The organism is Methanosarcina sp. 1.H.T.1A.1 (assembly GCF_000979295.1).
Taxonomy (GTDB): domain Archaea; phylum Halobacteriota; class Methanosarcinia; order Methanosarcinales; family Methanosarcinaceae; genus Methanosarcina.
This window is the reverse complement of record NZ_JJQY01000133.1, coordinates 1-23,666: the sequence shown is the minus strand read 5'-3', so window position 1 is coordinate 23,666 and position 23,666 is coordinate 1. Positions and strand designations below refer to the sequence as shown.

At 44.9% G+C, this 23,666-nt stretch carries 17 protein-coding genes and 1 pseudogene; 1 reads left to right on the top strand and 17 read right to left on the bottom strand.

Translation table 11 applies throughout. From position 1 onward, the window contains the following. Nucleotides 1–682: 682 nt before the first annotated feature. From EO95_RS13295 to larE, 10 genes are all read right to left on the bottom strand, one after another. Nucleotides 683–1,135, bottom strand: coding sequence for a type IV pilin N-terminal domain-containing protein (locus tag EO95_RS13295; RefSeq protein WP_048135359.1), 453 nt, complete (start codon nucleotides 1,133–1,135; stop codon nucleotides 683–685). Between the two features lie 110 nt (nucleotides 1,136–1,245). Beyond that, nucleotides 1,246–2,286, bottom strand: coding sequence for a type IV pilin N-terminal domain-containing protein (locus EO95_RS17200; RefSeq protein WP_235283020.1), 1,041 nt, complete (start codon nucleotides 2,284–2,286; stop codon nucleotides 1,246–1,248). A gap of 17 nt (nucleotides 2,287–2,303) precedes the next feature. Beyond that, complete coding sequence (locus EO95_RS13285; protein ID WP_048135380.1) at nucleotides 2,304–4,295, bottom strand: type II secretion system F family protein; 1,992 nt, start codon at nucleotides 4,293–4,295, stop codon at nucleotides 2,304–2,306. 10 nt (nucleotides 4,296–4,305) lie between these two features. Beyond that, nucleotides 4,306–5,982, bottom strand: a complete 1,677-nt coding sequence (locus EO95_RS13280) for a type II/IV secretion system ATPase subunit (protein WP_048135357.1) — start codon at nucleotides 5,980–5,982, stop codon at nucleotides 4,306–4,308. A gap of 418 nt (nucleotides 5,983–6,400) precedes the next feature. Continuing rightward, on the bottom strand, nucleotides 6,401–7,105 hold the full coding sequence (locus tag EO95_RS13275) for an RAD55 family ATPase (RefSeq protein WP_048135355.1): 705 nt from the start codon (nucleotides 7,103–7,105) through the stop codon (nucleotides 6,401–6,403). A gap of 234 nt (nucleotides 7,106–7,339) precedes the next feature. Next, the gene (locus EO95_RS13270; protein ID WP_048135354.1) at nucleotides 7,340–8,521 is read right to left on the bottom strand and encodes a cysteine desulfurase; all 1,182 of its coding nucleotides are present in this window, start codon (nucleotides 8,519–8,521) and stop codon (nucleotides 7,340–7,342) included. A 42-nt stretch (nucleotides 8,522–8,563) separates the two neighbouring features. Further along, a complete protein-coding gene (locus EO95_RS17710; protein ID WP_156161028.1) occupies nucleotides 8,564–8,722 on the bottom strand; it encodes a hypothetical protein in 159 nt (52 codons plus the stop codon). Nucleotides 8,723–9,105: 383 nt separating this feature from the next. After that, entirely contained in the window at nucleotides 9,106–9,654 is a 549-nt protein-coding gene (locus EO95_RS13265) for a DUF531 domain-containing protein (protein WP_082106053.1), read from the bottom strand. Between the two features lie 51 nt (nucleotides 9,655–9,705). Then, entirely contained in the window at nucleotides 9,706–10,209 is a 504-nt protein-coding gene (locus EO95_RS13260; RefSeq protein WP_235283019.1) for a GNAT family N-acetyltransferase, read from the bottom strand. Nucleotides 10,210–10,314: 105 nt separating this feature from the next. Continuing rightward, entirely contained in the window at nucleotides 10,315–11,160 is an 846-nt protein-coding gene (larE, locus tag EO95_RS13255; protein WP_048135376.1) for an ATP-dependent sacrificial sulfur transferase LarE, read from the bottom strand. A 296-nt stretch (nucleotides 11,161–11,456) separates the two neighbouring features. Here larE and glmM point away from each other — a divergent pair, with 296 nt between their 5' ends. Then, entirely contained in the window at nucleotides 11,457–12,803 is a 1,347-nt protein-coding gene (gene glmM, locus EO95_RS13250; RefSeq protein WP_048135352.1) for a phosphoglucosamine mutase, read from the top strand. Between the two features lie 732 nt (nucleotides 12,804–13,535). Here glmM and EO95_RS13245 read toward each other — a convergent pair. The 7 genes and pseudogenes from EO95_RS13245 to acnA form a co-directional block, all read right to left on the bottom strand. After that, nucleotides 13,536–14,660 (bottom strand): TIGR04013 family B12-binding domain/radical SAM domain-containing protein, encoded by a 1,125-nt coding sequence (locus EO95_RS13245; protein ID WP_048135350.1) that lies wholly within the window; start codon nucleotides 14,658–14,660, stop codon nucleotides 13,536–13,538. Between the two features lie 67 nt (nucleotides 14,661–14,727). Then, nucleotides 14,728–15,846, bottom strand: coding sequence for a site-2 protease family protein (locus tag EO95_RS13240; protein WP_048135348.1), 1,119 nt, complete (start codon nucleotides 15,844–15,846; stop codon nucleotides 14,728–14,730). A gap of 131 nt (nucleotides 15,847–15,977) precedes the next feature. Beyond that, nucleotides 15,978–16,409 carry a DUF126 domain-containing protein gene (locus EO95_RS13235; protein ID WP_048135346.1) on the bottom strand — a complete coding sequence of 144 codons (432 nt, stop codon included), beginning with the start codon at nucleotides 16,407–16,409 and terminating at the stop codon, nucleotides 15,978–15,980. Next, entirely contained in the window at nucleotides 16,396–17,601 is a 1,206-nt protein-coding gene (locus EO95_RS13230; RefSeq protein WP_048135344.1) for an aconitase X, read from the bottom strand. The genes EO95_RS13235 and EO95_RS13230 overlap by 14 nt, the downstream gene beginning before the upstream one ends. A 262-nt stretch (nucleotides 17,602–17,863) precedes the next feature. Continuing rightward, nucleotides 17,864–19,129, bottom strand: coding sequence for a UbiD family decarboxylase (locus EO95_RS13225; protein ID WP_048135342.1), 1,266 nt, complete (start codon nucleotides 19,127–19,129; stop codon nucleotides 17,864–17,866). Nucleotides 19,130–19,453: 324 nt separating this feature from the next. Continuing rightward, a complete protein-coding gene (locus EO95_RS13220) occupies nucleotides 19,454–20,521 on the bottom strand; it encodes a citrate/2-methylcitrate synthase (protein ID WP_048135340.1) in 1,068 nt (355 codons plus the stop codon). A gap of 415 nt (nucleotides 20,522–20,936) precedes the next feature. Continuing rightward, a pseudogene (gene acnA, locus EO95_RS13215) lies at nucleotides 20,937–23,618 on the bottom strand (aconitate hydratase AcnA); the annotation flags it as partial. Between the last annotated feature and the right edge of the window lie 48 nt (nucleotides 23,619–23,666).

Below are 23,666 nucleotides of genomic sequence, written 5' to 3'. Positions count from 1 at the left end.
ACCTCTCTATTCGTCGGCAGCGTCAGATGTGTATAAGAGACAGGTATGAGACCGTGCCGGTATAAGATAGAGTATTATTGCTGTTGTATCCCACCTGATCATCAGCCACGACTATCAACATGCCTGAAACATCGTTGTTTACGGCAAGGGTCCCGCCTGTTTTCATGCCTCCTAGAAACGGCACATCAGCCCCTCCCAGCTGGACAGGGTTGTTCAGCACGATCCTGGCATTAGGGTTCATCTCGAGCCCTGCTGCCAGAATGTCAACGTTAGACTTGAACCTGGTCATATCCTGCCAGACGTCGGACATGTGAGCGTATTCTGCATCCTCTTTCCAGATGGGAACGTAGTGGAGCTGAATTGTCGTCATACTGGCAACTATAATCCCGAGCAGCAGGGCTGCGGCAACAGCGGCTGCTATCCCCTATTCGGACTTTTTAAATGCTTCAAAACTTCTCGTTTTCATCTTTCCCCTTCTCCCGTTTATTTTTTAATTTACATACAACGCCGTGTAGTCTACATTAAGGTCATTTCCGGAATTTCCAGTTTCTGTAATCACCAGCTTCATCTTGAAAATTGCCCGGGATATGGTGTTATTTATACAGGTGGATAGGTCGGTTTAATAAGCCTCGATTGAATCATACTTTGAAAGGCTCTCATCATCCCATTTTTTGAGTTTTTCTCAGGGAGATAGCTGCAAGTTCTGGATAACTTCTCTTGAAGGAGTATCGATAAGGTACACATTTATTTCATCTCCTTCTTTGATGTCGATTCCCCATTCTCCCAATGTGTTAATCTCTATTTCGTCTCCCAGCTCCCATATGCTCCGGTTTCCCAGATTCGTATATATCTGGGACGAGGAGTAAGTGTGCCGACTTCCATTGATGTTTACCGCTATTTCAAGAGATTCAGTATCGATAAACTCTCCTCCGTTGTGTTCCAGGTAGATTGTATCGGTCTGTGCATCCATCCATTCTTTCACCTGTGTGTGGGGGACGTCAGCCGGTCCGTTGTATGAAAAAATGGACACGGCAATTGAACTGAGAAGGATAACTGCTATTGTCGTCATCAGCACCTCCCCCAGGACATCCGAAACAGCACTGGAGTTTTCAATGAGTTTTTTTACGTCTGACAAGCCGATCTCACCATCCACTGTTTTTTCATTTTTTTAAATCGTAATAAGTCTCTTTTTTCAAAGTCCCGATTAAATCCGGTCTCAAAATTCTATCCTGAATTTTACTCACTTTATATGTTATCTTCTTCTACCCATAACCCCATGTAATCGATGTTTAACTCTTTCTCTGAGCTTGCAGCTGCTGTTGTTGAGGCTTCAATTCGTACCTTAAAATTAGCGAGGTCGGCGGGGGTATTGATGCAATATGTCAGGTTTATATATTCGGATTCAAAGTCAGAAGTGTGTGTCGGAAGACTTTCTTTGTAGTATACCCATTCCCCATGCCCATGCTCGTCGGTGTCATAGAATTTGAGTTTAATATTATCGGATGGGGAGTTATCATGCGTATAGTAAACGATCTCAAGGGTCACGTTACAGAAAGTATCCCCCGGTCTGACCCCGTAGGCCATTGGCTTGATCCCGAAATCTAATTCTTGATATATACTGGTGTCTATCACATCTTTCGGGAGATAATAAGTTGTGCAGTTTTTGTTTTCGTTGGCTTTTTTATATTCATCTGCACTACTATCTTTAGAATTTACCTGCCAATTCTCTCCATATCCTTTCTTTGATTCATCTTTTGCTGATGAGGATGTATCCGTTATTTCTCCCATCGGGGTGAGTGTAATTGTGAATTTTGGCTCATTTTGAAACCTTGTCGTAAGTCTGCTTTTCTGGATCAACTCATTTGATGGGGTGTCGATCAGAACTAATTCCACTTTGTCGTTATTTTGTAGGTTAACCTTCCATGTGCTCATCGTATTGATTTCAATAGTATCCCCAATTTTCCAGACACTGCTGTTTCCCAGGTTTTCGTAAATTTGTGAGGATGTGTACACATACTTCCTGCCGTTAATATTTACTATTATCTCGGCATCCTCAGTGCTTATGGGTTCTCCTCCATTGTGTTTCAGGTAGATCGTGTCAGTGGAAATGTCCATAATTTCCTGGACATTCGTATGGGGGACATCATCAGGTCCATCCTGTGCAAAAACAGAAACACCCAATACGCTAAGCATGATTACTACTATGCCTACGAGAAGGACCACCCCCATTACTTCCGAAACCGCCTGCTCGTCAGATGTCATCTTTTTTTCAGTTCGGTTAAGCACCGAAATCCCCTTTCCCTTTATACCATGAATGTAAAGACCGCGTAGGTAATTATCATCATACTTACACTGTACTTCAGGCCCATGTATACTGAACCCTGCCCCATTTTTCCGGCAATAAGTCCGGAAGCAAAAGCCTGGACAAGAGCTGAGTGGTACATGAGCATCGTGTACTCTTCGATGTTGAAGTAGCCGTTTCCTATCCCTCCGTATCCCCCTATTCCCTGAGACGAACTCTTGAATGATGCACTTTCCGGGAAGAAGTACACAGCCAGGACGTAAACGATGAAAAGGAAGACGAAAAAGGCTACGTAGATGGTGACGACGTAGACCACCATTTCCGAAGAGCGCTCTTTTTTCAGCCTCTCATCACCCTTTACCTGTTCTGCGGTAATGGAGAGCACACTTTTAAGGTCGCTTGTAGATTCGTTTGCTTTTATAAGCGTATGGAGAACCCTGGTTGATGTAGCGGTTCTGATGCTGTTTTCCAGCTTCATGAGGGCTCTTGAAGTAGAAGTTCCCCAGGCGAGGTCTTCCTTCAATTTTTTAAGTTCCTTGCTAAGGATACCCATCTTGGATTCTGCCATTATTTTTAAGGAATTTGAAAGCAAGATTCCAGATTCGTTCATGCTTGAAAGGTTCCTCAGTAAATCAGGCATTCTCTCATCAATCTTACGCATCCTCCAGGCCCTTATCTCATAAAAGATGATAAAGGGAATCAGGGAAATGACAATAAAGATAATAATGTAATCATCAATTCCGGTAATTATCTGGATGCTGGTGTCGCTGATATGGGAAAAATTCGGATTAAAGTGGAAGTTAAAACTTAGTTTATCCTTAATCGTCTCCGGCAGATGGGCAAGATAGTAAAGTCCAAAAGGAACCCCAAAGAAAAATGTGTATCTGGGTTCCTCCCGGATAGTCCTGTAAGGGTTGAACACCAGGTCTCTGATATTGTAAAGTTGTCTGTATAACTGGAATTTTTTATTCCTTTCTTTCTCTTCTTCGACGCTGAGTCCGGAGTCTATCTCTGGAATATCGGAAAGGTTCATGGAAAAACCGGATGTACCGGACTTTTCCGGGCTCATGGAGAGTTCTCCCACGGTATCAAGGAGCACCACAAAAAGCAGACTTGAAAGAGGTATTATCACGTAAATAAGCATGTAAAGGATCTGAGCTGAAGCCGGCCGGAAAAACTGCAGCACTACAAGGGTTGTCATTATGAATAATGGGCCTGCGACAAGCACGGTCACATAGACTTCTGCAAGGACATCCAGCCTCTTTAACAGGTTACGGTTTGCCAGTTCCGCCATATCCTGGTACTGCTCGGACTTATTTCTTATGTATTCGGTTATGATCCCGCTGCTTGAAACAAGGATCAAGCCGTCAATAAAATCCTTGAAACGGTCCGAGGGGGTGCGTTCCTTTGCTTCCTTAAGGGCACTTATAAAATCCTTTCCCAGGTAGTCCATATCCCGCACAATGTAGGAGATTTCTTCCGCGCTTGTGCCAAATATATGGGTATACTTACTCAGAGACCTGAAAACATCATAGATTGACATTCCGCCCCTTGTCAGGGCGTACATATAAGTTACCGCCGGCAGCATGGACTTATCTATACAGGCGCTCCGGATATCTGCCTGAAAATAAGGATATATGTATGCCACACCAAAGACTGTAAGAAAACTTATAATAAATACCAAAAGAGCGACTAAAATCGCAAGTAAATAAATGTACTCTTCTGCAAATCCTGCCCTTGTAGAATCCACAAAAAGGCTGAGTCGAGAAATAGGGTCCCCAAAGGTTTTCAGCCCGAGCCATAACCCGAAGATTCCTCCGATTACGCCTGCAAATATCGAATACATGAAGGCGGATGCCAGGTACTGGTCCACTGATATTGGAATATGGGATTGGCGTATCTTTACTTTGAGCTCCTGGAAGCTTTCCTTATTTTTGTAAAAGAAGTTCCCAAAAGTTCTGTATGCCAGTTCGTCCACAGAAGTGTAAGTCATGTTCCCCCTCTTAAGCAACCATATCCTGTATCATACCTTGCAGGGTGTCGTTTTCTATACCTTCCATGACCATTTTCGGATAACTCTGATATGCCTGCACTACAAGGGATACCTGGATGTAACTCCTCATATTTTTCTCATACAGGTAGGTAAGGATCTTTCTCCTACTCTCGATCTCGTTTCTCAACTGGCCTGTATCCCATCCTCTTACGTGCATGATGTCCTGCATGAGATAGGAGTCCCCAACTTTCAAGAAGCAGTCTTCAGAAGGTTCCCAGTTGAAAAGCTCGTTAATGCCAAGGTCTCCTGTCTCAGGGTCAACGTTAAGGACTTCTACAAGGCTCCTTGTTCTCCTTACCCTTTTATCTTCTATGTACACCTGTTCCTGGATACAGAGCACATCAAGTGACTGCAGCATAATCTGAGGCACATTTATGGGTTCGTGGGTAAGCCTGTTTATAACAGTCTGCACATCTCCTGCGTGCATTGTCGAGCTTGTTGCATGCCCTGTTGACATTGCCTGGAACAGAGTAAGAGCTTCACTGCCTCTGACTTCACCCACAATGATGAAATCCGGACGCTGTCTCAGGGAAGCCCTTAAAAGGTCGTACATGGAAACTTCCCCCGTAGCATCTGCGGCAAAGCTTTCCCTTGAAATACCCGAGACCCAGTTGTTGTGGTAGAGTAAGAGCTCTCTTGTATCCTCTATAGAGACTATCTTGGCTGTGGAAGGCATGAAAAGGGACGTGGCGTTAAGCATTGAGGTTTTTCCTGAAGCCGTCCCTCCTGCAAAAAGCATATTGTAGCCGTTTTCAATGACCAGCCAGAGGTATACCAGCATTTCCATATCGCACGTCTTAAAGCCGAGCAGGTCGATAGGCGTTATCGGATCTTTTCTGAACTTACGGATAGTAAACGAACTGCCGCGGGGAGTGATTTCTCTCCCTAACATAGCCTGAAGCCTTGATCCATCATGGATTGTTGCATCAACGATTGGCTGGCTGACAGAGATGTGCTTGTTATTCAGCTGGCACATCTTGATTACAAGGGAGTCAAGCTCTTCCTCTTCAAAAGAAATATTACTTTCAATATTGAGATATCTTGTATGATAAATATAGAGCGGAACTCCGACACCGTCACATGATATGTCTTCTATATAAGGATCATAAAGAAAAGGATTTATTTTTTCATAACCAAGCAAGTTTCTTCTGAGGTAATACATTATCCTGTGAATGGTTGAGGCTGAAATTTCAGCTTTATAACGTTCAAGAAGGAAAAGGGTTTTGTCCACAAGGAGCGCGTCTTTTTCTATTTTAGAGGTTGTAGGGTTCAAAACCAGAATGTCCTGAAAATCCTCGTAAAGTCTTTCGAGCAGATCTTTTTCAAACTTTGTGAGGGCAGGTTCAACAAGCCTGTAGTATCTTGTTTTACGGTCTTCCAGAATCGATACCAGAGCATAAGGTTCTTGAAGCCAGTACCTTTCTATTTCCTTAAATTCTTCAGGCACTTCAAACACTACAAGAGGTCCGTCTTTTTCCTGGTCGTACGTCGGCATGCTTCTCAAAGGCTTATCAAAATGACTTTTAGCCCTTTTTAATATCTCTGAGATGGAGTTACTATCGCCTGTTTTCCCGAACAACCCCGAAATAAAACTTTTCTTTTCCGAGATTTCTATTACTTCATCCATACTCTCGCCTTCAGATTTCTCCTTATGCTATGTATGACTCAACATCTTATAAAATCTTCCTATCATGCCTCTATATCTTTCTAAACTTTCATCTTTTGACACATCTGTATAAATCCATTTTTTCTTCTTTTAGCCCATTTTTTTAGATATTTTGGCAAGTAATCGATATATTTATTTAGAATGTGGCTAGTAAACTTTTTTATTAAGGCATCGGGTTACTTTAAAATAGGGGCAATTTGGGAAAAGGTTAAAATCCTATACTCTCAGAGTCCGAAAATAATTATAAAATAAGATCTTGCAGGACTGTAATATCTGATGTGAACTCGTCAACTGTCATAGCTCTTTCACAAAGGCTAAAAATTCAAGAAAAAGATTTTTTGAGAAAAGGTTTTCAGCTCTTTAAATAGTTCTCAAAAACTTATTTGTCTCTTATCCCTGAAGGAGTAAGCCCAAAGAAGAGCTTTTCGCCGGAGAGATCCGTACCCCTCATTTTTGTAACTGAAAGCATATGTGATAGTTTTCCGTTTGCAGTTTCTTCTTTTATTTTCAGTTCTATTTTTCCGAACACAAGATAATCTGCAAAACCCTGATGCTGGTTATGGGCGCGGTCGTCCATGAGAAAAAGAGATGTGCAGCCATGTTTTGCCAGGATGCTGTAGATGGCATCAAACTTACTGAGGGCTTCATTACCCACACAATTACGTGTTTTGGTAAGAGCTCCAAGGCTGTCCAGGACCACAATGTCTACATTTTCAGCTAGATCTTTGACCCTCCCAACCCGGTCTTTTTCTGCTACTTCAAGCCCTTTTCCCAGGCGGGACGAAAAGAGCGTCTCCTGAATCCTGCTTTGAAATACATCTTCTACCACGAGCAACCCGGAATCAATAAAAGGTTCAAGGTCCATCCCCAGCGATTTTGACTGAAGGATAATATCTTCCAGAAGTGCTCTTGTAAGGATCAAAAGCCCCCTCTTTCCTGCGGAGCAGTTGCTGTACAGGAAATGTGTACCCATTATCGTCTTTCCCGAACCCGTAGGTCCTGTGATAAGGATACCTTTTCCCCTGGGATAGCCCCCTCCAAGGAGTGAATCAAGGCATTCTATTCCGCTCGTTATTCGTTCCATTTATCTTGCTCCTGAAAATAGTTCGGTTAAAGCAACTTATTTATATTTCGTATTATGTACTGATATTCTCCAGTACCTGTATTAAAAACAATCTCTTAAAATTAAGGAACATACGCCAGAATGTAGCGTATCTTCTAATTAAATGCCTGATGATGTTTTCAGGATGCGGTTTTTCCGGATACGGTTTTCAGATACCCTTTCAGAAGAAACCTTTTTTCAGGATACAGGTCTTTTTCAGGATACAAGGGCTTTGAGCGCGTTGACTGCATTTACAAGTATATCTACTTCTTCTTCTGTGTTGTAGAGTGCAAAGGAGGCTCTCACAGTGCTGTCAACTTCGAGGAAGCGGGTAATCGGGATTGCACAGTGGTGTCCACTGCGGACGCAAATTTTTCTTGTCTGGTCAAGGATCAGGGCAACATCGTGAGCATGAAGCCCTTTCACATTAAAAGGCACAATCCCTGCCCGGTTTTCAGGCCCGTAAACCTCCACGTGCTCGAGTTCCGAGAGCCTCTTTGCAGCTTCCCCGGAAAGTTTCTCTTCATGCTTTTCAATCTCGGAAACCCCTATTTTTTCCACATACTCCACTGCTCTCCCAAGCCCGATAACCCCTGGAATATTCGGAGTGCCGGCTTCAAAACAGGCAGGGGACGGCTCAAGTGTGTATGAAAGCCCGCTGACGTCCGAAACCGTACCTCCTCCTACTGAGGCGCTTTCCAGCACATCAGGTTGTCTTATATAGAGTACGCCAGTTCCCTGAGGGCCAAGCAGCCCTTTGTGTCCTGCGGTTGCAAAAAAGTCACAGTCAAGTTCTTTTAGATCCACTGGCATATGTCCTGCAGACTGGGCGCCGTCAATAAGTGTTTTTACCCCGTTTCTGCGGGCAATTTTCGTAATCCTGTTAACATTCTGAATAGAGCCGAAAACGTTTGAGACCTGAGTTACAGCGATGAGTTTTGTCCTGTCAGTGAGGGCATTTTCTATCATCTGAGGATCAATTATGCCTTTGCGGTCCGGGCTTACAACTGTTACGTTTACCCCTTTCTTCTGCAGGCGCAGCCAGGGCAGGAGGTTTGAATGGTGCTCGAGCATGGTTGTAATGATGTGGTCTCCTGCCTCCCAGGGATAACTGGTTGCAACAAGGTTGACCCCTTCGGTTGTATTTTTCGTAAACACGGTCTTTGAAGGATCTGCATGCAGAAAACGGGCAACAGTCTCCCGTGCATCTTCATAGTGATTTGTGGTCTCCCTGGCAAGGCGGTGCGCTCCTCTCCCGTGGTTGCCTGCATACCTGTAAAAGTATTCAACCATGGCTTCAACTGCAGGTATCGGGGTCTGCGTAGTCGCTGTGCTGTCCAGGTACACAACTTCTTTTAAAACAGGAAAATCTTCACGGACCGCATATACATCGTACATGCTTCTTTTCTAGGAATGAGAACTAAAAAAAGCTTATGCAGGTTATTTACCCTGCACGCCGCCTATCATAAAGCGGTAAAGGTCTAATTCATCTGAGTCAAGGCTATCTGTACAGCCTTTTACTACAGTGTGGTAACCGTTTTTATGGTTTTTGTATCTATATTCACTTCTCTTTCTGTCTTCGTGATTCGTTTCACTCATAAATTTTCCTCCTGTCTCTTCAATGCTTGCGCTTATCTCAGGGCTAAAATTTTGTTCCTTCCGGATGCAAGCTTCCAGGTTAAGGTAGATCTTCCAGTATTCCTGAATAAAAACCCCTCCAGAATGGATTCAAGCTCTGCGCTTCTGAATATCAGCCCTTTTAATGAAGGTTAGAATTCCAGTTCTTCCGGCTCTAAACCCCACGGCAGCGCAGCAAGTGTCGTTCTTACCCACAACATACTATTAATTGTAATTCGTAATATATATCTATTCCGGAATTTTTTTAGATTGCTTTGAAATTTTTTTTTAGATCACTCAAATTTCAGAGCGGCTGCTCCAGCGATGATTTTTATCCCCCCTGCTCCGGAATTTAAACCCAAAGATTACTTCTTTGTTTCCAGGTTTTCCATTAGCCCTGAGAGATGGGCAGGTATAGCCCCTATTGCAGTGCACGTCTCAAGGGAAAGCCCTTTAGAGGTAATATCAAGATGGTATTTCCCTCTCTCTAAGAGTTCTTTTGGAAGTCCCTTATGCCCGAGGCCCACAAGAAATAGAAATGAACGGTTGCGTAACGCTTCTTCAGCGATTCTTACGGGCATAACCTGTTTTTTTGGGTCTGGCTTTGAAGTGGTAATAACTATCTCTCCAAAGTGAGACGGAAAGCCTTTCTTTGGAAGATCGGACACTGAAAGGTGGTTTTTTTCGTAAAGTATCCTGAGATAACTCCCCGATTCTCCTATAGTGGTTTTATCCATTACGAACGCGACCAGCTCTTCTGCGGTCATTTTGAACGGGAAATCATAAAGGGCAAGGTGGAACCCAAAAGCATGGCAAATTGGTGCGGCTCTGGCAATTGCCCGGTAATGCGCATCGAGAACTTTGATCTTGTCGTAGGTATTGACGATTCCAAGGGTGAGCATAAGCTGCTTCATTGTGCTTTTTTGTAAAATAATGTTTCGTTAACCTTTATCAGGTCTGTTTCTTCAGGAAACTCGAAAATACCTCATGGCGTGCTGTGCACACTTCTCAAAATGCTCGCACTTTCTGCAGTCTTCCCAGAGAAGTAATTTTTCTGCGTCCTGCAGTTTTATAAAACCAAGCTTTTCAAAAAAGCCCGGAGCAGTCGTCCGTACATATAATTCACAGGCAGAGGTTCCAGGAGGCTCCGGGAAATCAATAGTATTTATCAGGTACTCCATAAGCCTGGTTCCGATTCCTTTTCCCCGAAGGTTTGGATGCACGGCAATGGAGTGGAGCTCCAGAAAAGTCTTCTCATTTGACGTGTCCCTGATAAGGGCAGCACATCCAACCACCTTTCCTTCTTTTTCAGCCAGCACAAAGTCCTCGGGCTCAAGCTCTTCCATATCCAGAAAATAAGTGGATAGGAGCCTCTGGATTGCAAGCAGGTCTTTTTTTTCGGCTTTTCGGATTAAAATTTCTGTCATATTTCTTCCGCTGGCATTCTTTTTATGGTCAATCAGGCTCATCTGGTCAATCTATCTATTTCGATATTTATTCTTTTTTGAGCTCATTCTCTTTCTGTTTCATTTTCCTTCTGTTTCATTCTCTTTCTGTTTCATTTTCCTTCTGTTTCATTCTTCTTCTTTTTCTTCTTTTTCTTCAGTTTTTTTCCGCATGTGGGGTTCATCCATACTCCCTGAACGGAAGCCCTCAAGGTCAAGGGTTACATAGTCAAAACCAAGAGCTTTAAGATGCCTGGATATTTTTTCTTTTTTGCGGAATGCGTCCTCAAACTCCTTGCCAGTAACCTCTATCCTGGCAAGGTTGGAATGCATCCTTACCCTGAATTGTGTGAAACCCAGAGATAAAAGATAATCTTCGGCTTTTTCTATTTTCTCAAGAGCTTCGGTGGTAATAGGTTGTCCGTAAGCAATACGTGTGGCAAGGCAAGCTGCAGACGGTCTGTTGGCTGCGGAAAGGGAGAGATTCGTGGCAATCTCCCTTATCTCTTCTTTTGTAATGTTAAACTCCACAAAGGGGGACAAAATCTTTTCACCTGCTTCCTCAATTGCTCTGTACCCAGGACGGTTTTCCCCTTTTATTTCAGAAGCATTTGTCCCTTCAAGCACGACATTATATCCGGCTTTCTCCGCGAACTCCACCAGAGTTTCAAGAAGGGCTTTTTTACAGAAGTAGCACCTGTTAATTGTATTTGCGGAAAAATAGGGCACGCTGGTAAGGGAGAACGGGAGGATTTTATGCTGAATACCTATTTCACAGGCTGTCTGGGCAGCTGTTTCGAGCTGCTGCCGGGGAAAAAGTGGAGAATCTATAGTTACGGCAAGGGCTTTTTCCCCAAGTACCTCAAATGCAAGGGCTGCAAGAGTTGAACTGTCCACTCCCCCTGAAAATGCAATGACTGCACTTTCTCTGGCTCTTATAGCCTCTCTTATCATCTCGATCTTTGCAATGTCCATTAATAACGAGTTTTCAGCTAATAAGATATATGTATTTTCCAGCCCAATAGCCAGTTGCCTTACGGCAGCCATAGTAAAGGGATATGGTGTGCTTAATCGGTGTTTTTTCCTGAGTTAGATATCTTGAAATGACACCATTTCAAAAGCTGCTTGCTTTACTTCAAAAATGCTTCAATCTCTCTGTACCGAAACTTTGTTTTCCTATCAGGGCTCTGGTTACAATAATAAATCTAATTAGAACCTAATTTCCTTATAATAGTATAATTTTGACGTAAATGATAAGATGGAGATCTTAGATGGAATTATTCGGAACTAATGGTGTGCGTGGTATTGCCAATGAATATGTAACCCCCGAACTGGCAGTCAATTTAGCCAAAAGTCTTGGAACATACATGGGCTCAAAAGGTACGGTTGCAATAGGTTGCGATACCCGGATTTCGGGCCAGATGCTGAAATCTGCAGCAATTGCCGGAGCTCTTGCAACAGGCCTGAGTGTGATTGATGTCGGGATTGTCCCTACCCCCTCCATTCAATACTATGTGCGCGACTATGCGGATGCCGGGATCGTTATTACGGCATCTCACAACCCCAGGGAATACAATGGAATCAAGCTGATTGCAGGAGACGGCTCAGAGTTCCCGAGGGACGGGGAAAGGGAAATTGAAAAAATTTATTTTTCAGGCAAATTCTCAACGGTCTCCTGGGAAAAAACGGGAAATTTCAGGGCTGATCCTTCAGTTAATGATTATTATATAAAAAGTATAATCCGTGCAGTTGATGCCGAAACCATACGCAGCCGGAAATTTAAGGTAGTTGTGGATATGGGCTGCGGGGCAGGTTCCCTTACTCTTCCTTTCCTGCTCAGGGACCTTGGCTGTGAGGTACTTACTCTTGGGGCTCAGCCTGACGGGACTTTTCCATGGAGAAATCCCGAACCCACGCCTGAAGTCCTGACTGAACTTTCGGACCTTGTTAAAAAGACAGGTGCAGCCTTCGGGGCAGCGCATGACGGGGATGCGGACAGAATCGTCTTTATGGATGAAAACGGGGAATTTGTAAATGAAGAAGTTCTGCTTGCCATGATGGCGAAATATATGCTTGAGCGTGAAAAAGGGCCTATAGTTACTCCGGTCAGTTCTTCCCAGCGCATGGCTGATGTCGCAAAGGAAGAAGGGGTTGAACTTCACTGGACCGCGGTCGGTTCAATCAATGTTGCCCGAAAGATGATGGACGTAGGTGCCGTTTTCGGAGGAGAAGGCAATGGAGGCCTTATTTTCCCCAAACACCAGTACTGCCGGGATGGAGCAATGGCATGTGCCAAAATCCTTGAGATCCTTGCCGGGGGGAAAAAGTTTACTGAGTTAACTAAAAGCGTGCCTGTGTACTTCAATGCAAAGACCAAAACTCCTTCTAAGGATGTTATGGGCACTATGGGGAGAATTATGGAGGAAACTTCAAACCTGGGACTCATAACAGATACCATTGATGGGGTCAAGATCTGGTATGACGATGGTTGGGTCCTTATACGTCCTTCGGGTACCGAACCAATTTTCCGGGTCTTTGCCGAGGCAAAAAAGCAGGAGAGGGCAGAAGAATTAATGCAGGCAGGGCTGGAAATGGTCTTAAAGGCAGAAAAGGCCTGAAAAGTAATTTTAGCCAGCAGTATCTTTTCGGAATGCAGGCGAGGCTCAAGTTGAATTGAGCCTTGATCTTCCCCTCTTAATTTTACCGTCTCTGACCTGAAGCCGGAGCCAAAAAAGATGAACTGGTTATGAGTTTCTAATAGAATTTTAGTTTTCCATTTAGTGGAATTAGTGATTTGTGATCAGCTTTTGTATAAACTTCATTTCTGTAAATTGCTCTTCTGGAAAACATACTTCTACATATTTTGTTTTTATGATCCACATTTGCCCTATTATTATTTATTATGCATTAATTTAAAATAAGTAACAACAAATTATAAATACATTGAGGCATTTCTTACATACGGGAATAAAAACAAAATTTATCTCCATGCCATAAATGTGTTAGTATGAGAGCCTCCTAATCTGAAAAACATACGCCTCCTAAATCGTAAAAAAGTATCAGAAGGTTCTAAATAACCTGCTAAGATAAATGACACAACAATACAAGATCGATAAGCATATCTCAAAATGAGAACTAAATACGGGATCAACAGACATCCTTTAAAATATACGAGCCATTAAAGCTAAGAAATCAGTAAAGTAACAGGATCAAAAACAAAGGTCTCCTTGTGCGATTTAATTCAAAAACAGCCTGTTAAATCAAAACGCAGGATCGGGGTTTAAAAGCCGGAACCGGAATTAATGCCGGCTTTCCTTTACCCTTTTCTCCTTCTTTTTTTAGGTTTTCTTTCAGGTCTTCCTGTATTTTTCCCAGTAACCTGTTAGTTTTCCCCCATAGGCAAGTTTTCCAAGCTCCCGCCTTACATGGTCGCTCACTTTCGAGGGGACTGCTGATGCGTACGGAGTGTCCGGAAGTGGGCTCAGGTAATGGGCCCTAACAGTCCCACCTTTTCCGCAGATCCAGCTGACGAGGTCAAGGCTTTTTTCCTGATCTTCTTCGGTTTCGGTGGGAAGCCCGAAAATGAAATCAACTGCCGGGATAATCTCATGTTCCAGGCAGCACTCAACAGCTGAAATTGTGTCATCAACTGTATGCCCTCTCCTTATTTCTTTAAGGACGCGGTCACTTCCGGACTGAGCACCAAGGCTAAGGCTGTCGTTTGCACAGTATTTTCTCACAAGTTCGGCAGATTCTTCGGTCACGAACTCAGGGCGGACCTCGGAGGGGAAAGTTCCGAAAAAGATTTTCTTATCGGGAAGTTCATGCAGGGCAGAGAGCAGTTTTTCTACCTTATCGAACCTCGGGTGAACTCCATCGCTTCCGTAAGCGAAAGCATTTGAAGCTATGAAACGGAGGTCTTTATAGTGCTGTGCATTCTTCAGGATGCAATCAATGCTCCTGTGCCTGACCTCCCTTCCAAAAAGCCTGGGAGTCTGGCAGTACTTACAGCCCCAGGGGCATCCGCGGCTGATTTCAATGGGGGAGCGAAGTTTTTTCGGGTCAAAACAGGGATATGCATCCAGGTTCACATGAGGCCTTTCAGGAGTTCTGATGATCTTACCGGTATCTGAGTTTTTGTAAGCAATTCCCTTTACCTCTCCCGGATCTCTCCCTTCCTTCAGAACCTTTACAAGTTCCGGAAGCGTTTCTTCACCTTCGCCAATCACCACGTAATCAAAATACTCAAGTGTCTCTTCGGGGGATCCGGAAGGGTGAGCCCCTCCTGCAATGAAGATTGAGTCAGTCCCTGCATTTTCAACTTCACTGAATATCTTCGCTGCCTGACGTGTGGTTAAACTATAGATCATGATCCCGTTCAGGGGAATGTCAGTAAATCCGGCTTCAGGAAGTAAAGGTGAAAGAACTGCAAAGCTGTAAGAGTTCTTTTTGCTATACCGGAAATGCACGTCCATTATTTTTTTTTCTCCTTTTTTCAGTGCTTTTTTCAGGTGTCGGTTCTCTTCAGATTTTCCAGTCTTTTCAGGTTATGGGGTTAAAAGGAATAAGGGTAAAGCAAAGCAGCCCAAGGATAAAGGTAATTATTCCTATAAGGATACGCTTTTTATCCAGCTTCACTTTATCCTGAAGAGGGGATGGATGCCCGGCCGCTGCAAAAGCCCATAGAAAGAGAGCCCAGAATATCCAGATAAACCCGTCTCCCTTTAACCCGTAAACCACATAAAAACCTGTCAGGAAAAGGATACGAGGCATCATCGAAGAGACCCTATCCGCTTTTTTGCCGAGCATTGCCCTGAGCACGTGCCCTCCGTCAAGCTGCCCTGCCGGAAGGAGATTTAGAAGGGTTACAAACATCCCCACCCAGCCTGCAAAAGCCACGGGGTGCAGGTTACTCCCTGTAACACCGACAAGCTTCTGGATCATTACAAAAAGAGGTGGGAGGCCAAGCTCGAACATCAGGGCATCGGGCAACGGTTTGACTGTAGGCGCATTAAGATGTAACCCTATTATGGTGACTGCAATCGAAACCAGAAGCCCAACCAGAGGCCCTGCAATCCCAACATCAAAGAGAACTTTCCGGTTAGGAATAGGTCCCCTGTAACGGATTACCGCTCCCATCGTGCCTATGAAAGTCGGAAACGGAATAAAGTAAGGGAGGGACGTTTTCATCCCATGGTACCTTGCCATTGCATAATGAGCCATCTCATGAGAGCCGAGAACAGCCATTATTGCAAAGGTGAAGGGCAAACCCTGGAAAACCTGCAAGGGATCGCTCCAGAGGTCAACCCCGAACATCCAGGCCCCACAGAGCATAGTTGTAAACACTGTTGCTATGAAAAGTACGAGGTTTACCCAGACTTTTTCCTTTGTCTTCTTTACAGGAGCGACAATAAGAACGTGCTCCCCAAGCTCGTACTTCAGGGTACCTCCAAGTCCTCGCTGTTCGAGGGGAGCCCAGAGTTCTCCCATTACATTTTCGGCATCCGTTTTAGGGGTACCGAAGAAATAGAAAATCTCTCCGGACTTCTGGATTTCATATACATCAAATACCCTGATTATGGAAGGGTATATGCGTGAAATCATCTCTTCAGTCTCTGACTTACCATTGCCTTTTCTCTGGTCTTCTCGTCCCTGTTTCATTTTTAGTTTCACGTCTTTGAAGCTTGAGGTTTTTAGCGTTTACATTTAAGCAATTTTCACGTTTTAAGCTTAAACGGCACGGTATGCAGGTTTAAAGTTTGATTTGCATCATTAATGTTTACTTTGCATCATTATTTTTTCTTACTGTCTTCAGGTTTTATAAATTCGATATATCCCTCACTACCGTTTACCCGGACAATGTCTCCATCGTTTAAATACTCGTATGGGTTTTTTTCCAGCATATCAACTAAAGGAATTTCAGATATAATTGCTCCTACCGCTACAATCGGTTCGGTTTCCAGATTGATAATCGCTACCGGTCCAGCCTCATTTTTCTTCAGCTGGTACATTACATAGGAGCCAACAGTCGATCCCTTCCCATGGGGAAAAACAAGGACCTTCCCTTTGATTGATTTTCCTGCGAGAGAGTGTTTTTCTTCGACAACAATTCCTGTTTTAGGGTCCACACTGCCAAGGAAGGATATGGGGTCTCTGGAAAGCAAAACTTCCCCTTCTGCACATCCCCTGGAAATTGTCCGGCCTTTGAGTTTAATAGGAACCACCTGCCTTTTTTCCCTTTCTTCCGGTTGCCTCCTCGATGCAGGCTTCCATATTCCCGTATACACTTTCAGCCCCGCACATCCCGGGCACGTAGGCAAAGGCTTTTCCAGAATTCACCATGACGCAGGAGTAGGTGTTGGTTGCCGGAGAGACTACCATACAGGTATCGCAAACAACCTTAGCCCCACTTCCCTCAATGGTCCGGATATAATCCGGATAACGTTTTGCAAGTTCCCGCGAGGTAAAGATCCAGGTTTCCTTTGAAACGGTTTTTCCTTTCAGGAGTTCAGCCGCTTTCTTAAGTTCGGCTGCAGAGCAGTGAGGGCAGCCGATAGTAATCAGGTCCGGCTCTTTTCCAGCTCTTTCTCTGCTCTCATAAACTTCATCCAGCTGGCTTCTCTCTATAATTATTTTTTCTTCCGGCTCTTCAAAGCCCAGCCTTTGGGCTTCAGGGGTCACTCCTTCCACGTGATAAAGAGCCACTGCTCCGGATGCCGCCATTGCAGCTCCAAGGGCTTTAAGTTCATCCTTTTCCGGAGTATCCTTTAGACGAAAAATAGGTACCCGGTTCCCAATGATTTTGCCTGCTACATATCCAAGTGCTCCATAATCCGATTCTTTAAGCGGGCACTCCACCCTGATCGAGACTTCAGGAACGCGGTTTTCCTCAAGATGGAGCCCATAGTTTGCCGTTTTTCCCAGAAGAGCTGCCGAAAGGGCGGATGGTCCTCCTTCCCTGTTTGTCCGGGCTCCTATTACGGAGTTCGCATAAGAGATGGCTGAGGATTCACTCCACGCCAGGTGGTCGCCGTAGCCTGCTGAAAAGCCTTCGAGGTTATAAGGAGTGCAGGTACATTCACAACGGATTCCAAGCTTTTTGTAAGCCTGAATAATCGCCTTCTGCTTTTCTGCAAATTCAGGAGAAATTCTCAGCCTTTCCCAGTTTTCCAGGTCCATTCCAGCAGGGTTCAGGATTGCGGGAACCTTTACCTGTCCTTCAAGGTCTGAGATCCATTCAAGTCCGGCATCACCTATAGTTTTATAAGAGACCCCTGCAATCTGGGCGCTTTTGATGGGGATCAACCCGTCAGCACTATAGATGTCCCCGAGAGCTACAAGAATCTCAATTGCTTTCCTGAGAGTCTCTCCTGCTTCTCCGTTCAGGATTTGTTCTTCTTCTTTTGTAAGGTACATGAAAATTCCCTCTTTAGCTGCCAGATAGTAAATGCAGGGTGAAAAAATATTGAGGCAGGTATAATTATGGCACTTATAATTTATTAAAGCAAATACAGAACATTGAAACGAGTATAATACATTAAGGCAAGTACAGAATATTAAGACGAGTATAAAATATTAGGATGAGTATAAAATATTAAGGCAAGGCGAGGGGGTTTTTTATACCCCGGGCTGCAGTCCTTTTAAGTTTACCTGCCTGTTAAAAGCTCCATCTCAATCATTATTCCGGAATCACTGCCCTTTCGAAGTTCTCTTTTTCAATAAGAACCTTTGTAGCATCGATTCCCACTTTCGTAGTAGTCCCGTCAGGAGCTCCTCTGGGATCAAGGGAACTTCCGCGGACATTAGGAATAATCATAATATCCATATCCCCTTTTACCCTTGTAGCAATTGCAAACTCGACATCATTAGGGTCAAAGATATTTATGTCCTCATCCACGACCACTACATGCTTGAGGCTTGTGTGAGCTGCAAAGGCTGCCATAATAGCGTTTTTCCCGTCTCCTTCAGTCTGTTTTTCGATCTGCACAACTGCATGAAGGTAACAGCATCCTCCTTCTGTCAACACCACGTTTTTGACGGTCGTAACTTCCCCTACAGCCCTGTATATCCTTGGCTCGTAAGGCACGCCCATCATCAGGAGGTGTTCGGGACCAGCCGGCAGAATTCCATGATAGATCGGGTCTTTTCTGTGGATAACGCGGGTGATACGGATTACAGGTTCTTTCCTTACCACATCGTATGTTCCGGTAATGTCCACAAATGGGCCTTCATCAACTTTTTCTACAGGGTCAATGTACCCTTCGAGCACGATCTCGGAGTGCGGTACTTTTATCCCGTTTGAGCACTCAAAAAGTTCTACCGGAGCTCCCCGCAGGGCGGCTGCGTATTCAAATTCTTTTCCTACAGGGACCCTTGTAGAGGTTGCGTAAATAATCGTAGGGTCGCAGCCGATAACAATTGCAACAGGCAGAGGTTCGCCTTTTTCGATGGCTTTTTTGTGCAGGAGGTAGGTATGCCTCGGGGGGACAAGGCGGGCTGCTAGTTTGTCTTTTCCCACAAGCATAAGGCGGTGGATCGAAGCATTCATAACGCCTCCGTATTCGGAAACTATAATTCCTGCAGTTATGTAGGGGGCTCCGTCTTTTTCAAAATGGGTAAGGATAGGGAGTTTTGTGAGGTCAACCTCATTTTCTATGACCTCAAGGGTAGGAGACTCCGAAACTATCTGTACTTCGCCTTCCGGAGAAACTTCCGCAAGCTTTCTTATAATTTCTTCTTTAGGGACCCCTAGCATGGAAGCAAGTTCGTCCCTGGACCCAAGAAGGTTCATAATAACCTTTGAGCCTGAAATGTCGTGGAAAAGAACCGGAGCTTTTGTTTTTTTTGCAATTCTTGAAGCTTCGAATCTCGGGGAAACGGGCTGAGGAACTTCTACAAGTTTCCCGTTTTCTTTTAACCGGTCTATGAAATCTCTATAACTCATGGGTATCTGGATATCAAAAAGCTGTCAGATGATAAAAAGATTATCCGGTTCCAGGGCTTAATAGCTTCATGCCCTGTTACCGATATCAATGGTTTAATATAATTAAAATATGACGAAAAAGGGCTTTTGCCGCTGAAAATCCTGTTTTCTCTTGAATCAGTATTCTGTTTATGAACCTGTTTTGCCTGAAAACCCAGTTTTATTTCTGGTTCTCATTTCCGATTTGTCAGATCTCGTTTTACTGATCTGCCTCTTATTCTTCTGCCTCTTCTATCTCTTTCATTCCTGCCAGTTTTCAGGCATAACCAGGTTTTTTCTGAGATTTTAACATTCGTCGAGCATGAAAGCTCTTGGCCTTATGATCTTTTTCTTCTCATACTGGTCAAAGCAATGGGCTATCCAGCCTGAGACTCTCCCTATTGCAAAGATCGAGGTTGCAAGCTGCGGGGGGATTTCCATATATTTATAGATGACTCCGGAATAGAAATCAACGTTAGGATAAATCGGCTTCCCTCTTTTTTCCACAAGCTCGCGGACAACAGTATTTTCGATTGCTTCGGCTGTCGCGTACCAGTGCATATCCCCTTTGGATTCAGCCAGTTTCCTTGAGAGCTGCTTGAATATTGTGCCCCTGGGGTCATATGTCTTGTACACTCTGTGCCCGAAGCCCATTATTTTGTCTCTCTTTTCAATTTTCTCAAGGACAAATTTCTCTGCATTTTCAGGGCTGGCAACGTCTTCAAGCATATTCATAACCTCTGCCCTTGCTCCTCCATGAAGGGGACCTTTAAGTGTGCAGAGCCCTGAAACAACTGCTGAATAGAGGTCGGACAGGGTTGAAGCTGTAACTCTGGATGAGAAGGTGGAAGCATTCAACTCATGCTCGGCACTGAGAATAAAGTCTTTTTCCATGACTTCAGCTTCCAGTGGGTCTGGCTTGCTTCCTTTTATCATGTACAGGAAATTGGCTCCGTGAGAGAGGGAGGGGTCAGGGGGCACAGGTTCCTTTCCATTTGACACTCTATAATATGCAGCAACAATGGTTGGGACTATGGCAATTAGCCGTATGGCTTTTCTCATATTTCCTTCAGGAGAGCTGTCATTCAGGTTCGGATCGAATTGAGATATGAAAGAAATGACTGTGCGCAGCACTTCCATAGCATCGATATTGAAATTGCACATGCGGATAATGTCCATTACCTCCCTGTTAATTTCACGCTCCGCATGCAGGCGGGCTGAGTACTCGGCAAGTTCCTGTTCTCCAGGGAGCTCTCCCCGGATTAGCAGATAGGAAACTGCATCATAAGGAAGTTCGACCAGTTCGTTGATGTCTACTTCCCTGTATTTCAGAACGCCCTCCAGCCCGTCTATGAAACATATATTTTTACTCATTTTCTACCTCACAGTTATGCCTCGAGGATTTTCAAAAAACTTTGAAATTGGGGAATCCTCTGATTATACGTGAAAGATTTAACACGAAGGACCTTTTGGGTCCAAAAATAGGGTGACAATGCAATTGTATTATCATCGAATAAGTATATTAAATTTGTTGAAATTGTAAATTTAAATCGTTTTAAATATATTTTCCTATGTTAAAACTCCCGCCTCCTCAATCTCTTCACTTATTTTAAGTATGGGGTCTAATATTTTTCGTAATGTATCCCTCTTCAAAATACCAATTTGAGCTAAAATAACCCCGTATCTAATAAGGATAAAAAGAAAGGTTCCGGAAAAAAGAAGACACCTTATTAAGGCCAGCGGAACCTTTTAAAAAAATATTCTTGTGCTATTCTGGATAAGTGACCTCTTATTTTTTCTTCACTGAATCCCGCAGGAACTTATGCAAAATCCCGCCGTTCCTGTAGTACTCTATCTCCACAGCAGAGTCCAGCCTCAATGCTACCTTGAACTCTGTTTCTCCTCCGTTATCGTCCTTTGCCCTTACGATAAGCTCTCCGTGGGGTTCCATTTTCTCAATGCCAAGGATATCGTAGCTTTCCTTTCCTGTGAGGCCAAGGGTATCTGCGTTTTCTCCGTCTTTAAATTGCAGGGGAAGAACTCCCATGCCCACAAGGTTGCTTCTGTGGATGCGCTCAAAGGACTCGGCAATAACTGCCTTTACCCCAAGGAGGAATGTTCCTTTTGCTGCCCAGTCGCGGGAACTGCCTGTCCCGTACTCTTTTCCTGCGAGTACAATCAGGGGGATATCATTTTCCGCATAAAGCAGAGCGGCATCATAGATCGGGATTCCCTCGCAGGCTTCAGGCGGGAAATCTTCCCCTTTGAGGTGAGAGACAGTCCAGCCTCCTTCCCTGCTTACAAGCCTGTTCCTGAGCCGGATGTTCGCGAAAGTCCCGCGCATCATTACTTCATGGTTGCCCCGGCGCGAGCCGTAGGAATTGAAATCTTTCCGGTCTACACCCCAGGATATCAGGTATCTGCCTGCCGGGCCGTCTGCCGGGATATCTCCTGCCGGGGAGATGTGGTCTGTAGTGATGCTGTCCCCGAAAAGAGCGAGAACCCTGGCATTTTGTATATCTCCCGGCAGAGGCAAAGTAAGCGGGAAATCCACAAAATAGGGCGGTTCCTGAATGTAGGTGGATGTCGGGCTCCAGGCATAGAGGGTACCCTCAGGCACATCCAGCTCTTTCCAGAGGCTTGCGCCTTCCAGAACACCTGAGTACTCTTTTTTGAACATCGAAGGCGTTACGCTGGTCTTTTCGGTCTCCCTGATCTCTTCGTTTCCAGGCCAGATATCTCTTAGATAAACAGGGAGCCCGTTCGGGTCATAAGCAAGGGGATCAGTTTCGAAGTTTATGTTCACCGTACCCGCGATTGCATATGCAACAACAAGCGGAGGGGATGCAAGGTAGTTTGCTTTTACAAGCGGATTGATTCTGCCTTCAAAGTTCCTGTTTCCACTGAGTACGGCTGCAACTGTAAGGTCTTTTTCTCCAATTTCTTTTGCAACATGTTCGGGCAGAGGCCCGCTGTTCCCTATACAGGTCGTACAGCCATACCCGACCTGGTGGAAACCCAGAGCTTCCAGATAGGGCAGAAGGCCTGCGGCTCCAAGGTACTCAGTAGCCACTCTTGAGCCCGGAGACAGGCTTGTTTTCACAAAAGGTTTAACCTTCAGGCCCCTTTCAACAGCCTTTTTTGCGAGCAGCCCGGCTCCTATGAGCACCGATGGATTGGAGGTATTGGTACAGGAAGTAATAGACGCGATCACTACGGAACCATGTGTGACCCTGAAGTTTCTCTCATGGGAGTCAACCTTTTTTGCCTCTTTCATGCCGAATGCTTCGGATTCTTCTACAGGCGCTCCTCCTTCTCCCAGCCAGCGCAGATAGGCAGAGTCTCTGGCAAGCTCAACGCCTCCTTCCTTCTTTCTTATAAAGGTCTGCCTCATTGTTTCACGGAAATTTTCAGAGACCTCGTTCAGGAAGAGCTGGTCTTGCGGGCGTTTTGGTCCTGCGAGGCAGGGCTTTACAGTACCCATATCAAGATCAAGAGTGCTGCTGAAAAGAGGTTCAGGTTTGTGGATAGAGTAAAGAAGGTCCTGTGCTTCCAGGTACTTTTTCACAAGGTCAACCTGCTCGTCGCTCCTGCCTGTTCTCTTCAGGTAATTTAAGGTCTCCACGTCAGGCGGGAAAATCCCGAGAGTTGCCCCGTATTCCGGAGCCATATTTGAAATCGTTGCCCTGTCAGGGAGGCTTAAGGAAGCCAGGCCGGGCCCATAGAATTCGACAAATTTGCCGACTACGCCGTGCTTTCTTAACATTTTGGTGATCGTAAGAACGAGATCTGTGGCGGTAACTCCGGGTCCCGGTTTTCCATAGAGTTTGAAGCCCACAACTTCAGGAACGGGCATATAGTAAGGCTGCCCGAGCATTACAGCTTCGGCTTCTATGCCGCCTACTCCCCAGCCGAGCACGCCTATCCCATTGATCATTGTGGTATGGGAGTCAGTCCCGACAAGGGTGTCAGGGAACGCAAATAACTCGCCTTCCTTCTCTTTCAGGTGCACGAGTGGGGTCAGGTACTCAAGGTTTACCTGGTGGATGATCCCTCTTCCGGGGGGCACGACCCTGAAATTGTCAAAGGCTTTCTGTGCCCAGCGGAGGACGGTATAACGCTCCCCGTTGCGTTCAAACTCTTTTTTCTCATTTTTCTCAAGGGCATATGCGGTCCCGTAGGAATCCACCTGAACCGAGTGGTCAATGACCAGATCAGCAGGAATTACAGGGTTGATTTTAGCCGGGTCTCCTCCAAGGCGCTCCATTGCCGAGCGGAGGGCTGCCAGGTCAACTACCGCAGGAACACCTGTGAAGTCCTGCATGATTACCCTTGAAGGAATAAACGGAATGTCCCTTTCGTTTATATTTTCAGGGCTCCAGCGGGCAAGGGCCTCTACATCTTCTGCAGTTATTATCTGCTTTTCAGTATCCGCATGCCGGAGCAGGGATTCCAGCAGGATCCGTATAGAGTCTGTCTCTTATACACATCTCCGAGCCCACGAGACGGACTCCTATCT